The following is a 13,393-nucleotide window of genomic DNA, read 5'->3' as shown; positions in this document are numbered from 1 at the left end:
AGCTCTTGCTTATCAAACGTCAGGTTTGAAATGACGTTTCGTTAACGTTGTTGGCTGATGATTAGCCGGATCATCTGGCCAAACATGTTTTGGGTATCGGCCTTTCATTTCTTTTTGCACATCTTTGTATGCACCTTGCCAGAAACCCGCCAAGTCTTGTGTAATTTGGAGCGGCCTTTGTGCTGGGCTCAATAACTCAACCACCAAGGTGACCTTACCGTCTGCAATAGAGGGTGACTGCGCCTGCCCATACATCTCTTGCATTTTTACCGCGAGTGCAGGCTTTAGTTCAGGCTGGTAGCGAATTTTGTAGTTCGAGCCTGTTGGCACTTGGTATGTTTCTGGTAACAAGCGGTTAAGTTCTTTCGTTGTATCCCAACCAAACCAGGCTTCCAACGCGCCGTAGAAATCTACTGACTTTAAGCCATTTAGCATGCTAACACCGTTAAGGAAGGGCAATAGCCACTCATCTGTTGCTGCAACTACCGCCTCTTCATCAAGTACTGGCAACGCCAGACCCAAACCCCATACACTGGCACAACGGGCACGATTTAGCAGACTTTCTGCCTTTGCATTAAGTGGAAGGATGGCCATACCCTTGCGTTTGATCTGTTGCAAGACTGCCTGTGTGCGCATCTGGTCACTGATCTGCATAATAGGCTTTCTCGATACAACAATATCGCCGCAACGAATTTGGGTTTCTGCAACTAAGCGCCCTTTTTGGTCATCCCAGTCTACCCATTCCTGCTCAGAAAACAGTGAGGGTAATTGGGTTTGCAAGATGGTGAAGTCTGCACGGCATGCAGTAAATATCCTACTGTCACCTTGCGCAACACTCATCAAGTCGATAGCAATCACTGCCTCTTCAGTCGAAAGCGGGTGGTCTGTATCAATCTGAGCACCGTGGCCATTACTTAATAGAAAGCGACCATTGTTACCACGACATTTAGCTATGCGATCCGGCCAAGCTGATGCCGCAAGCAGCGGCAGCTCATCACTTTCAAGATCATTCGAAAGTCTAACCCCTAGCCTATCTGCAAGTTGCTGTGCGCGCTGACGATGGCTACCTTTGCGCGCCGTGAGTTGCATCAGTTGCAACCTCAGATCGCAATCCAACTTTCCACGCGGGGGCTCTTCCGCCCATGCCGCTAGCCAGCATGCCGTAGACATACTCGCGGCACCACGATGCTTTGCCATTAGCAGCATTGCCCCTAAACGCGCTTCAACACCCAACTCGAGCAATTGTTTCCCCTGCGCGGTAAGGCTGCCTTGGTTATCTACCAAGCCTAATTGTCTCAACAGTTCAAGAGCCTGCTGCCAGTGCTTGGTCGGCGGTAGGTCAAGCCACTGTAAATCTTCGGGGGCACAGCCCCATTGAGTCACTTCTAGCACTAATTGTATTAAATCACTGGAGACAATTTCTGGCTCTGGTACGGTTTGCATGCGTTGGAAAATATCTTCCCCATACAAACGCAAGCAGACACCTTCAGATAGTCGCCCTGCACGCCCCATACGCTGGATCGCTGAGGACTTAGCAATTTGCAGGGTTTCCAGTTTGGTAATGCCCGTTTTTCGATTAAACCGCGCGACACGCTCCAAACCAGAATCAACCACTAAGCGAATCCCTTCAATCGTCAAACTCGTCTCAGCAATGTTGGTTGCTAGCACGATTTTTCGTTGTCCTTGGGGGGCAGGAGAAATCGCCTCTTGTTGCTCTTTAGCAGAGAGTTGGCCGTATAACGGGCAAATCAACACATTTGCAGGGACCTTCCCCTGTAATGCCTCCGCCGTCCGTTGAATTTCCCGCACGCCCGGTAAAAACACCAGCGCAGAGCCTTCTTCCTTATCAAGAAGCGCGGCTACAGCAGACGCAATTGCCGCCTCATAGCCATATTGACGGGAAATGGATTGATAGCGCACATCCACCGGGAAGCTTCGACCTTCTGAGCAGATAATTTCGGCATCAGGTAATAATGTGGCGAGAGCATCCTCATCGATCGTTGCTGACATCACCAATAAGGTCAGATCATCTCTTAATGCAGCTTGCACATCTAACGACAGAGCCAATGCAAGATCAGCATGTAAGCTGCGCTCGTGGTACTCATCAAAGATCACCAAATCCACGCCAGCCAATTCAGGATCGGTTTGGATCATTCGCGTCAATACGCCTTCCGTGACGATCTCTATGCGGGTTTTATCACTCACACGGGTTTCACCACGCACACGGAGTCCTACCGTTTGTCCAACGGCCTCTCCCAATTGTTTTGCCAGAAACTGCGCAATGTTTCTCGCGGCCAACCGACGCGGTTCTAGCAGCACAATTCGACCTTCAACAACGCGCTTTTCTAACAAGGCAAGAGGCAGTCGCGTTGACTTACCCGCACCAGGCGGTGCTTTTAAAATAACGTGAGCATTGTGACGAATTGCAGAGATGACGCTGTCTAAGACGCTGTCGATGGGAAGCTGTGACAAATCAAAAACCTTTGTGTCAGAATTAACCGCCAAGTATATACCCAAGCGACCTTAAGATGTTCAACTTCGGTGTCCATCACCGTTGCTTGACGAGGAGAAGAGTGTGAATCGGCGTTTGTTTTTTGCTATCGATTTAAAAGATGCTGCGAATGCAGCTAGTCGTGAAGAAATCATCGCGCTCAAGCATGTCATGGGAAAACATGGCTGTACCATTCCTGATGACAACTTGCACATCACACTCGCGTTTTTAGGGAATGTCGATGCAACACAATACGACGCGTGTTGCCAAGCCGCCGATGCGATTCAACTTCCCTCATTTACCATCCATACAACGAAAACAGGCTTTTTCACTAAGCCACAGATCCTCTGGCTGGGCATCGCGCAATCACCATCACTCGCACGATTAGTCACACCGATACAAGCCATCCGTCGTACCGTGCTGGGGCAATCTGACACGCATTCGTATTTACCGCACATCTCTTTATTAAGGAAAGCCCAGCCACTTAAAGATGACGTAGACTTGCGCACATCCTTACAGGTTAAATACTTTGGACTTTATGCTTCAGAGCCAAGTCCTACGGGTCGAGGCGTTCAGTATATTTGCCTGAATCGTTGGGCGCTGACAGGGGCCTCCCCGCTTGAGAGATGAACAAGGAGCAACATGGATTTTTCACCACCGCTACAATCAGCCCGTCTGATTAAGCGTTATAAACGATTTCTCGCCGATATCGAGTGTGACGATGGGACAGTGCGTACTATTCACTGCGCCAATACCGGGGCGATGACAGGCTGCGCCAATACGGGGGATACCGTATGGTATTCCACGTCGGATAACCTTAAACGTAAATACCCGAACAGTTGGGAATTGACGGAGTCCCACGCCGGTCATTTTATCTGTGTAAATACGGCTCAGGCTAACCGATTAGTGATCGAGGCGATCAATGAGGGACGAATAGCAGAATTGGAAGGCTATGCTTCACTTCGCGCTGAGGTGCCTTATGGTGAAGAGAAAAGCCGCATCGATATCTTGCTCCAGTCCCCCGACAAAACCGACTGCTATATCGAGATAAAAAGTGTCACTTTGTTGGAAGATAATGGGCAAGGCTTCTTCCCGGATGCGGTGACAACGCGAGGACAAAAGCATCTTCGCGAATTAGCGACATTAAGCCAACAAGGCAAACGCGCCGTATTGTTTTTTGCCGTGCTTCACTCAGGTATTGAAAGAGTTTCCGCGGCAAAACATATAGATGCAGTCTATAATCAATTACTTATTGAAGCTGAATCACTTGGTGTGGAAATACTGTGCTATAAAGCCGACCTTTCATCACGTCAGGTGAGCATAAAAACTAGGGTCCCGTTTTCCCACCTGTGAGAAAAAATGTAGACACCTTCACACTGGGATGACGTTAGGCAGAAACAATCGTTGCCTCACTTTAGGGTTTCTGTTATATGTACCGCCCTATTTTGACCAAGCGGGTCAGGGTGTATTTAGGAGAACGCTTAATGCCAGAAAGCAAAGTAAAAAAATCGCTGGGCATCCTGGCTATGGCCGGGTTAGAACCTTATCAGGAAAAAGCTGGCGAGGAATACATGAATGATCAGCAAATTGATCATTTCCGTAAAATCCTTCAAGCGTGGCGTGATCAGCTTAGAGAAGAAGTTGATCGTACGGTTCACCACATGCAAGACGAAGCAGCAAACTTCCCAGATCCAGTTGACCGTGCTGCGCAAGAAGAAGAGTTTAGCCTCGAACTTCGCAACCGCGATCGCGAACGTAAGCTGATCAAAAAGATTGCAAAAACCCTCCAACGTTTGGAAGACGACGATTTTGGTTTTTGTGACTCTTGTGGTGTGGAAATCGGCGTTCGCCGCCTGGAAGCTCGTCCAACAGCCGATCTATGTATCGACTGTAAAACGCTTGCAGAGATCAAAGAAAAGCAAATGGCTGGCTAAGCCTTCCGCTTTATCGAGATTCATGGCAAAAAGGGAGCTTATGCTCCCTTTTTCCTTTTTAAACAGGCAATAAAGATATGCATTACGTAGGACGTTTTGCCCCATCCCCTTCCGGACCGCTACATTTTGGTTCCTTAGTTGCGGCTGTCGGCAGCTATTTACAAGCTCAGGCAAATCATGGGTCATGGTTAGTACGTATAGAAGATATCGATCCTCCCCGAGAAGTTGCAGGATCGGCCGATGCGATCCTCAGAACCTTGGACGCGTATAGCTTGCACTGGGACGGTGGCATTCTTTACCAACACACGCGGCACGACGCATATCAAGCTCAAATAGAAGATTGGCTAAAATCAGGGGAAGCGTACTATTGCCAATGCACACGACGTCAGATTAAAGATGCGGGCGGGCTTTATGCTGGCACCTGTCGCGAGCGTCAATTGAGCAGTAATGGAGCATCAGTACGTGTCAAAATTGACAATCCGGTCGTAGAATTTACCGATATTAAGCATGGCCTGATAAAATTAGACCTATCCATGGCCAGTGAAGATTTCATTATTAAGCGCAGAGATGGATTGTTTGCTTACAACTTGGCGGTAGTATTAGACGATATTTATCAAAACGTTACCCAGGTCGTACGCGGTGCAGACTTAATCGAACCCACAGGAAGGCAGGTTTCCCTCTATCAGAAGTTGGGGAAAACACCGGTGAGTTATTTACATCTGCCACTTGCACTCAACGCTGACGGTAATAAGCTATCTAAGCAAAACCATGCGCCAGCTATAGACAATAATAATCCTGGCCCGGCAATGGAAGCGGCAATGGCATTTTTAGGGCATGCCATTCCACAAGAATTACACGGCGCCCCTGTCGAAACTTTACTCGCTTGGGGTGTTGAAAATTGGCAAAGCAGCAAGCTGCCTTCTGAGACGGAAGTCATTACAGCTTTCTAAAACGCTGCTGCGTGATATATCATATGCCGTCTTTTTTTATGGCCCGACCTGTCAGATACGAGGTGAGTTATCTTTAATCGAGTTACCAGCTTTTGCCGTAAGGTATTGAATCGTGATAATAAAACGCGCGATATCGATGACCTTAAGCTAGAAGTTATCCCTCGCCAAGAGCACGGTATATCAAGAAAAGATATCAGCGAAAATGCGCTGAAAGTGCTCTATCGCCTGAATAAGGCTGGCTACGAAGCATACCTCGTTGGTGGTGGTGTGCGTGATTTGCTGCTTAATAAACAGCCAAAAGATTTCGATATTGCAACGAATGCAACGCCAGAAGATGTGCGCAAACTGTTTAGAAACTGCCGCCTAGTAGGCCGCCGTTTCCGCCTTGCACATATCCTATTCGGCCGCGACGTTATTGAAGTTGCAACCTTCCGTGGTCACCACGGTGGGGATAAAGGAGCAAAGTTTGCCAGTCAGTCTAACGACGGCATGCTCCTGCGCGATAACGTTTATGGCACGATTGATGAAGATGCAGAACGCCGCGATTTCACGGTTAACGCGCTTTATTACAATATCGACGATTTTTCGGTGCGCGATTATGCCGGTGGCATGGATGACCTTGAAAGCGGAGTAATCCGTTTGATTGGTGACCCTGAAACTCGCTACCGTGAAGATCCCGTTCGCATGCTTCGCGCTGTTCGCTTTGCCGCTAAGCTCGACATGAAAATCAATGAAGCAACTGCCGCACCGATGCCGGCACTCGCACATCTGCTTCGTGATATTCCTGCTGCACGTCTGTTCGAAGAAAGCTTGAAGTTGCTGCAAGCTGGTCATGGTCTAGCTACCTACCAGATGCTCAGAGACTATAACCTGTTTGCGCCACTGTTCCCGATCCTCGAAGAGCACTTCACCGAAGATCGCAACAGTAAATGTGAACAGATGCTAGAGCTAGTGCTTCGCTCTACAGATGCACGCGTGGAGAAAGAACAACGCATCAATCCTGCGTTTATGTATGCCGCGATGTTGTGGTATCCATTAGAGACGCGAGCAGAAGAGATCGCGTTTGAAAGCGGTTTGAGCTACTACGATGCCTTTATGGTTGCAGCAAATGACATCTTGGATGAGCAAGTGAAATCAATCGCGATTCCGCGTCGTTTCACTGCGATGATCCGCGACATTTGGCAACTTCAGCTTCGTCTGAGCCGTCGCTCAGGTAACCGAGCATACAAGCTGCTCGAGCAACCTAAGTTCCGTGCTGCATTTGATTTTCTTGAAATGCGTGGCCAGATTGAAGGCGGTCAACTCAAAGAGCTGGCTAATTGGTGGGATACCTTCCAAAAGTCAGAGCGCGATGCGCGACACAACATGGTGCAGGTTCTGAACAAGGCCAGCAACAATAAAAAAGTGCGCCGCCGTAAGAGCAAGCCTCGCCGCAAGAAGCCGCAATCGAAACAAGAATCATGATCCGTGCTTACATAGCCATTGGCAGTAATCTGGGTAACCCGGTAGAAAAAGCAACCCATGCAATTGATGCATTGAAGCGTCTACCGGCATCCACGTTTGTCAGTTGCTCTTCGCTGTATAGCAGTAAGCCAATGGGCCCCTCGGACCAGCCAGACTATGTGAATGCGGTTGCCGCCATTGACACTGAGCTAGATCCGTTAGATCTTCTAGACCAAACCCAGCGTATTGAACTTGAGTTTGGACGAGAGCGCAAAGATGAGCGCTGGGGCCCAAGAACGCTAGATTTGGACATTCTCCTTTATGGAGACCTCCAACTGGAAAGTGAACGGTTAACCGTTCCACACTACGGGATGAAAGTGCGTGAGTTCGTGCTTTACCCTCTCGCCGAAATTGCCCCTGACTTGCACCTGCCTGATGGCAGCACTGTTGCAGAGCTCGTTACCGTAACGGATAAAAACGGTTTAACGGCTCTGGCTTAGTGCACTCGCCAAGGTTAGAACTACGAAGCAAGCAGGGTTTGGGAGACAAGATGAAAAAAATTACGATAAACACCTTAATGGCATGGAAGCAAGAAGGACGTAAATTTGCCTCGGCAACAGCCTACGATGCCAGTTTTGCCCAACTCTTCGAACAACAGGAAATGCCGGTTCTCCTTGTCGGTGATTCCCTAGGAATGGTACTTCAAGGTAAAAGCGATACGCTTTCTGTTTCTCTTGAAGACATTGCTTACCACACGCGTAGCGTACGCGCAGGCAGCCCAAACTGTCTGTTAATGGCTGATATGCCATTTATGTCGTTCGCCACACCTGAGCAAGCCTGTGAAAACGCAGCTGTTTTAATTAAAGCTGGCGCAAACATGGTCAAATTAGAAGGTGGTGCGTGGTTGGCAGAAACCGTCACCAAGCTAACGCAACGCGCAGTCCCAGTCTGTGCCCATCTTGGCCTGACACCACAATCAATAAATATTTTTGGTGGTTTCAAAATTCAAGGTCGTGATGAAGAAAAAGCCGAGCAGATGGTGGAAGATGCGCTTGCACTCGAAAAAGCTGGCGCACAAATCATCTTGTTAGAGTGTGTACCAAAAGCTCTGGCAGCCAGAATTACAGATTCAGTGCGCGTGCCTGTCATTGGTATTGGCGCGGGGAATGCGACTGACGGTCAAATTCTCGTCATGCACGACATGTTTGGAATTTCCGCCAACTATATCCCTCGTTTTTCTAAAAACTATCTGGCAGAAACTGGCGACATGCGTTTGGCTGTTTCTCGCTATATCGACGAAGTTGCAAGTGGCGAGTTCCCTGGCCCTGAGCAGACGTTTAATTAAGGAATGCTGAAGTTATGCAAGTGATCGCTGATATTGCCCCACTCCGTGAACAGATCCTTCAATGGCGTCGTGAAGGGCAGCGTATTGCTTTTGTTCCTACTATGGGACACCTACACGATGGTCATATGACCCTCGTTCGCAAAGCACGAGAAGCCGCAGACGTAGTGGTTGTGAGCATTTTCGTTAACCCGATGCAGTTTGAGAAAGCGGATGATCTCGCCTCTTACCCTCGAACGATGGACGATGACTTAGCGAAATTAAACGCTGAGGGCGTGGAGATTGTCTTTACTCCCACTGTGGAAGTGATGTATCCAAACGGTATGGAACAGCACAGCTGTGTCGACGTTCCTGGTCTGTCATCCATCCTAGAGGGCAGCTCTCGTCCAGGCCATTTCAAAGGCGTTGCCACCGTTGTCAGCAAGCTGTTCAACATGGTCCAGCCAGACGTTGCTTGTTTTGGCGAGAAAGACTTCCAGCAGTTAGCAGTGATCAACAAGTTGGTCGCTGATCTTTGCCTGCCGATTGAAATACTGCCTGTTGCAACCGTGCGTGAAATGGACGGATTGGCGATGAGCAGCCGTAACACGCGTTTGACCGTAGATGAACGCCAACGCGCACCTGTGCTATCAAAAACTCTGCGTTGGATCAGCAGCCAAATGCGCGGCGGTCGTACTGACTACAGCGAATTGGTGCTGGACGGCAACGATCAGTTGCGTGCTGCCGGTCTAGAACCTGACGACATTTTTATTCGTGATGCCTACACACTGCAGCCAATCACAGAGCAAACGACAAAAGCCGTTGTGCTCGCTGCAGCCTTCTTGGGTCAGGTACGTTTGATTGACAACCTGACGGTGGATATCACACCACCTGCCGCTGCTAGCAGCGAAGAAGAAGAATAAAAAAAACCGCCGAAAGGCGGTTTTTTTTATTCTTCTGTCACCGTTAGGTGCGAAGCCCTATCCCTCTAGAAATAAGGTACCAAGCGATAGAGTAGAGCACAGCGATAAACGCCAATAAAACGGTAAACGAGGTGACGATACTGACATCCGATACGCCGAGAAAGCCATAACGGAAAGCATTGACCATATAGACAATCGGATTCAGCTTCGACACGCCTTGCCAAAACTCTGGCAACAAAGACAGTGAGTAGAACACGCCGCCAAGGTACGTCAATGGCGTCAGCACGAAGGTCGGGATAATACTGATATCGTCAAAAGTGCGCGCGTAGACTGCGTTAATTAAGCCGCCGAGCGAGAACAGAATCGAGGTTAGAAATACCGTTGCGACAATTACGCCCAAATGCGCAATATGTAAGTCAACGAAGAACAAAGATACGCCTGTCACCAATGTACCAACGGCCAACCCTCTGCTGACACCTCCACCAATATAACCAGCGATGATGATGTAGTTCGGTACAGGAGCAACCATCAACTCTTCAATGTTGCGCTGCATCTTGGCACTGAAAAAGGACGATGCCACATTGGAATACGAATTGGTAATCACCGACATCATGATAAGGCCAGGCACAATATAGGCCATGTAGCTAAAACCGCCCATCTCACCAATTCGACTGCCAATCAGATTGCCAAAAATGACGAAATACAACGTCATCGTAATGGCAGGAGGTACCAATGTTTGTACCCAGATACGCGCAAAGCGAGATATCTCTTTTATTATTAGACTCTTAAAAGCTACCCAATAAAGCTTACTCATAGTGCCACCTCTGCATTCTCACGCACCAAAGTGACAAACAACTCTTCCAAGCGGTTCGCCTTATTGCGCATCGAAAGTACCTGAATGCCTTGTTCAGATAGCTGGCTAAATACGGTATTCAAACCAACTGACTTATGCACTTCCACTTCCAATGTATGGTCATCTACCTGTTGCCACGCAACGCCGTCTATGGCCGTCACTTTGCTGTTTGGAGCAAGGTCGAGAATAAAGGTCTCTACATCGAGCTTTTGCAGCAGTGCTTTCATCGAGGTGTTTTCAATCAACTCGCCTCGGTTAATGATGCCAATGTTTCGGCATAGCATTTCGGCTTCTTCTAGGTAGTGGGTCGTCAGAATGATGGTAATCCCCTGCTGGTTTATTTCACGCAGGAATGACCACATAGAACGGCGTAGTTCAATATCGACACCCGCCGTCGGCTCATCGAGGATCAGTAATTTAGGTTCATGCATCAATGCGCGAGCAATCATCAATCGTCGTTTCATACCGCCAGACAGAGCGCGTGCTGGTTGGTCTCGCTTCTCCCAAAGGTCGAGCATGGTCAGATACTTCTTCGCACGCACTTTGGCTTCCGCACGTTCAACGCCGTAATAGCCCGCTTGATTAACCACGATCTGCTCAACTTTCTCGTACTGATTGAAGTTGAACTCTTGTGGTACCAAGCCGAGTTGACGCTTGGCTTCGACGAGATGCGTGTCTATGTCATAGCCAAAGATCTTTACCGACCCAGAGGTTTTATTAACCAGCGAACTGATAATGCCAATGGTGGTGGATTTGCCCGCACCATTCGGTCCGAGCAGAGCGTAGAAATCGCCCTGCTGAACGGATAAAGACACACCCTTTAGTGCGTTGACATCTTTGCCGTAGACCTTGACTAGGCTGTCTATTTCGATTGCTTTCATAAGTCTCGCTGTTGTTTTAGGGCATCACTTCCGTCAACCGCTTCGCGGCATACAGTGCATCATGACGGGAATCAAACATATGCGCCTCACTGATCCAGTCTCCCACATGGAGTCGGTCCAACTGATCTTGTGTCTGTTGATGAGGATTTAACAGGAACACCGTACAGTTTGAATCTCTGGCATCGGCAATCGCATTCTCTAACGCTAAGCCCACCGTCATATCTATCAGTGGTACGTCACTTAGGTCGAGAATCATAACGCGATAATCACCGATACGTGTGTGTTGACGAGCGATAGCTTTAGATACGCTGAAGATCATCGGGCCAGAGAGATAGAAAAACAACACTTTCCCCTCTGAACTGTCCAATAACTCGCGCTCTTCTTCAGTGAGCGGAACGTCATCATCATACGCATCACTGATGGCTTTTACCTGCTTAGCTTGCTCTCGACTAAGACGCTCAATGATCACGATGTTAGAAATAAACACGCCAAGACCGACTGCCACAATCAAGTCCACAAACACAGTCAGTGCCATGACGCCATACATAATCGCCGTTTGGTGAAGGCTCACCTTGTGCGCACGCTGCAAGAAGCTCCAATCGAGAATATTAATCCCCACATACAGGGCGATGCCTGCCAGTACCGCCATTGGAATCGGCTCAGTCAAAAATCCCGCTACCAGCACGACTGCGGCAAGGATCAGTGCGCGAACAATGCCTGCTACCGGTGAGCGCGCGCCAACTTGAATGTTAACCACGGTTCCCATGGTCGCCCCCGCACCCGGCAATGCGCCAAAAAGACCAGAGATCATATTCGCAATACCTTGACCTCGCAGCTCTTTATCAGAATTGTGCTCTTCACGTCTTAGCGAGTCTGCAATAACAGCGGTCAACAAGGTATCAATACAGCCCAAGGTGCCAAGAACCAAAGCGTCAACAAGCATGGTCGAGAAAAGCTCAGGCGTAAACGTTGGGAATATGATGGAAGGCAGCCCTGTGGGGATTTCACCAATACGGCGAATACTGTCGGTATCAAATAAGATCACTGAAAGCAAAGTAACCAGCACCAACGCCACCAGCTGCGCCGGAACATATTTGCGATACTTTTTAGGGAAATAAAACAAAATACCCAGCGTCAGAGCACCGAGCAGTAACTCTTTAAAACTGATATTAGCCAATGTCTCTGGCAGTGCTTGTAACGTACCAAGGACGCCACCTGACGGTGCAGGCTGTCCCAAAAGAGGACTCAACTGAAGCAAGATGAGAATGACACCGATACCCGACATAAACCCAGATATCACGCTGTAGGGCATCAAGGTGACATATTTACCGAGTTTTAGCGTACCGAGAAGGACTTGGAATGCACCTGCCATCATCACAACGGTGAAGCCCATGGCCATGCCCGTTTCAGGATAGCGTGCCATCATGGATGTCAGGACCGCCGTCATGATAACGGTCATCGGGCCCGTCGGCTCCGAAATTAACGTAGAGGATCCACCAAACAGTGCGGCAAATAAGCCAACCAATATGGCTCCCCATAAACCCGCTTCAGCTCCCGCACCAGATGCCACACCAAAGGCAAGAGCAAGCGGTAATGAAATTATCGCAGTCGTTACACCGCCAAATAAGTCCCCTTTAAGGCTCCAATGTTTGAATCGTTCAAACTGCACAAACTACTCCCTATAACTACTTCCTTGTTCGGACATACCTAAACAATCTGAAGATCTCAGTCTCAAGTATCTTAGGTATAAAACCGATATACGCTGCCATTATACCGACAATAAAAGGCACTAAGGGTCAGTTATACCAATCTTATTGCTGGTAGGATGAGCTAATATATTGAGAAGAAAGTGTTAAATTGTATCTAAATATGATTTCTGTTGGTGTATATTGTCCCGCGGCTAGATTTTGGGAGGTGCCATGGCACAAATTAAGCAGCTACTCGCGAACAATCAAAAGTGGTCTAAATCCATTAAGGAAGACAATCCTGCTTACTTTGCGGAGCTGGCAAAATCTCAGCACCCTGAGTATCTATGGATTGGTTGTGCAGACAGCCGGGTACCCGCCGAAAGATTGACGGGTTTAGTTTCCGGTGAGTTATTTGTTCACCGAAACGTAGCAAACCAAGTCATTCACACCGATCTCAATTGCCTGTCCGTGGTGCAATATGCAGTCGATGTTCTTCAGGTTAAACACATTATCATTTGCGGCCACTATAGCTGCGGTGGTGTCCACGCTGCCATTGAAAACCCTGAATTGGGTCTTATCAATAACTGGCTTCTCCACATTCGCGATCTCTATCGTAAACACAAACGCTACCTAAGCTCTCTCAGTATTGAAGAACAAGGCAACCGACTGTGTGAGATAAATGTCGCCGAGCAAGTGTACAACCTAGGAAGTTCAACCATACTGCGTTCAGCATGGGAACGAGGCCAAGATATTAAAATCCACGGCTGGTTCTATGACATCAGCGATGGCGTACTCAAAGATCTCGGTATGACAGCAAACAACACGCAAACGTTGGAAGCTGGCTATGATGCAGCAATGGCAGAGTTAGTTCCAGACAGCTAAACCAACGATGCAGACACAAAAAAAGCG

At 48.5% G+C, this 13,393-nt stretch carries 13 protein-coding genes; 9 read left to right on the top strand and 4 right to left on the bottom strand.

What is annotated here, in order from left to right:
* Nucleotides 1-12: 12 nt before the first annotated feature.
* Entirely contained in the window at nucleotides 13-2,472 is a 2,460-nt protein-coding gene (gene hrpB, locus LRP49_RS14130; RefSeq protein ID WP_274142947.1) for an ATP-dependent helicase HrpB, read from the bottom strand.
* Between the two features lie 103 nt (nucleotides 2,473-2,575).
* Between hrpB and thpR the strand changes: the two genes are divergently transcribed.
* The 8 genes from thpR to panC all read left to right on the top strand — a co-directional run bounded on the left by thpR (nucleotide 2,576) and on the right by panC (nucleotide 9,062).
* Nucleotides 2,576-3,121, top strand: a complete 546-nt coding sequence (gene thpR / locus LRP49_RS14125) for an RNA 2',3'-cyclic phosphodiesterase (RefSeq protein ID WP_274142946.1) — start codon at nucleotides 2,576-2,578, stop codon at nucleotides 3,119-3,121.
* 12 nt (nucleotides 3,122-3,133) lie between these two features.
* Nucleotides 3,134-3,844, top strand: a complete 711-nt coding sequence (gene sfsA, locus LRP49_RS14120; protein ID WP_274142945.1) for a DNA/RNA nuclease SfsA — start codon at nucleotides 3,134-3,136, stop codon at nucleotides 3,842-3,844.
* A gap of 131 nt (nucleotides 3,845-3,975) precedes the next feature.
* The gene (dksA, locus tag LRP49_RS14115; RefSeq protein WP_274142944.1) at nucleotides 3,976-4,425 is read left to right on the top strand and encodes an RNA polymerase-binding protein DksA; all 450 of its coding nucleotides are present in this window, start codon (nucleotides 3,976-3,978) and stop codon (nucleotides 4,423-4,425) included.
* Nucleotides 4,426-4,502: 77 nt separating this feature from the next.
* Nucleotides 4,503-5,375: a tRNA glutamyl-Q(34) synthetase GluQRS gene (gene gluQRS / locus LRP49_RS14110; protein WP_274142943.1), complete on the top strand. Its 873-nt coding sequence runs from the start codon at nucleotides 4,503-4,505 to the stop codon at nucleotides 5,373-5,375.
* A gap of 69 nt (nucleotides 5,376-5,444) precedes the next feature.
* Nucleotides 5,445-6,839, top strand: coding sequence for a polynucleotide adenylyltransferase PcnB (gene pcnB, locus LRP49_RS14105; protein WP_274142987.1), 1,395 nt, complete (start codon nucleotides 5,445-5,447; stop codon nucleotides 6,837-6,839).
* The gene (gene folK, locus LRP49_RS14100; RefSeq protein WP_274142942.1) at nucleotides 6,836-7,318 is read left to right on the top strand and encodes a 2-amino-4-hydroxy-6-hydroxymethyldihydropteridine diphosphokinase; all 483 of its coding nucleotides are present in this window, start codon (nucleotides 6,836-6,838) and stop codon (nucleotides 7,316-7,318) included. Before pcnB ends, folK begins: the two co-directional genes overlap by 4 nt.
* A gap of 50 nt (nucleotides 7,319-7,368) precedes the next feature.
* Complete coding sequence (gene panB, locus LRP49_RS14095; RefSeq protein WP_274142941.1) at nucleotides 7,369-8,163, top strand: 3-methyl-2-oxobutanoate hydroxymethyltransferase; 795 nt, start codon at nucleotides 7,369-7,371, stop codon at nucleotides 8,161-8,163.
* Nucleotides 8,164-8,177: 14 nt separating this feature from the next.
* Nucleotides 8,178-9,062 carry a pantoate--beta-alanine ligase gene (gene panC / locus LRP49_RS14090; protein WP_274142940.1) on the top strand — a complete coding sequence of 295 codons (885 nt, stop codon included), beginning with the start codon at nucleotides 8,178-8,180 and terminating at the stop codon, nucleotides 9,060-9,062.
* A gap of 43 nt (nucleotides 9,063-9,105) precedes the next feature.
* Here panC and LRP49_RS14085 read toward each other — a convergent pair whose 3' ends face one another.
* The 3 genes from LRP49_RS14085 to LRP49_RS14075 are packed head-to-tail and all read right to left on the bottom strand — an operon-like array spanning nucleotide 9,106 to nucleotide 12,465.
* Nucleotides 9,106-9,876, bottom strand: a complete 771-nt coding sequence (locus LRP49_RS14085) for an ABC transporter permease (protein WP_274142939.1) — start codon at nucleotides 9,874-9,876, stop codon at nucleotides 9,106-9,108.
* Nucleotides 9,873-10,796 (bottom strand): ABC transporter ATP-binding protein, encoded by a 924-nt coding sequence (locus tag LRP49_RS14080; protein WP_274142938.1) that lies wholly within the window; start codon nucleotides 10,794-10,796, stop codon nucleotides 9,873-9,875. The genes LRP49_RS14085 and LRP49_RS14080 overlap by 4 nt, the downstream gene beginning before the upstream one ends.
* A gap of 16 nt (nucleotides 10,797-10,812) precedes the next feature.
* Nucleotides 10,813-12,465, bottom strand: a complete 1,653-nt coding sequence (locus LRP49_RS14075; protein ID WP_274142937.1) for a SulP family inorganic anion transporter — start codon at nucleotides 12,463-12,465, stop codon at nucleotides 10,813-10,815.
* A 250-nt stretch (nucleotides 12,466-12,715) separates the two neighbouring features.
* Here LRP49_RS14075 and can point away from each other — a divergent pair, with 250 nt between their 5' ends.
* Nucleotides 12,716-13,366 (top strand): carbonate dehydratase, encoded by a 651-nt coding sequence (gene can, locus LRP49_RS14070; RefSeq protein ID WP_274142936.1) that lies wholly within the window; start codon nucleotides 12,716-12,718, stop codon nucleotides 13,364-13,366.
* Nucleotides 13,367-13,393 lie beyond the last annotated feature (27 nt).

Origin of the sequence: Enterovibrio qingdaonensis, from assembly GCF_028683135.1 — a bacterium.
GTDB lineage: Bacteria > Pseudomonadota > Gammaproteobacteria > Enterobacterales > Vibrionaceae > Enterovibrio > Enterovibrio qingdaonensis.
The sequence above is the reverse complement of the archived record's forward strand: the minus strand, read 5'-3'. Positions and strand labels throughout refer to the sequence as shown.

Excerpts from the sequence above, each read along its gene's own strand:
- LRP49_RS14085 (WP_274142939.1), bottom strand. The coding sequence starts at position 9,876 with ATGAGTAAGCTTTATTGGGTAGCTTTTAAGAGTCTAATAATAAAAGAG.
- can (WP_274142936.1), top strand. The coding sequence starts at position 12,716 with ATGGCACAAATTAAGCAGCTACTCGCGAACAATCAAAAGTGGTCTAAA.
- sfsA (WP_274142945.1), top strand. The coding sequence starts at position 3,134 with ATGGATTTTTCACCACCGCTACAATCAGCCCGTCTGATTAAGCGTTAT.
- dksA (WP_274142944.1), top strand. The coding sequence starts at position 3,976 with ATGCCAGAAAGCAAAGTAAAAAAATCGCTGGGCATCCTGGCTATGGCC.
- folK (WP_274142942.1), top strand. The coding sequence starts at position 6,836 with ATGATCCGTGCTTACATAGCCATTGGCAGTAATCTGGGTAACCCGGTA.
- panC (WP_274142940.1), top strand. The coding sequence starts at position 8,178 with ATGCAAGTGATCGCTGATATTGCCCCACTCCGTGAACAGATCCTTCAA.
- gluQRS (WP_274142943.1), top strand. The coding sequence starts at position 4,503 with ATGCATTACGTAGGACGTTTTGCCCCATCCCCTTCCGGACCGCTACAT.
- panB (WP_274142941.1), top strand. The coding sequence starts at position 7,369 with ATGAAAAAAATTACGATAAACACCTTAATGGCATGGAAGCAAGAAGGA.
- LRP49_RS14080 (WP_274142938.1), bottom strand. The coding sequence starts at position 10,796 with ATGAAAGCAATCGAAATAGACAGCCTAGTCAAGGTCTACGGCAAAGAT.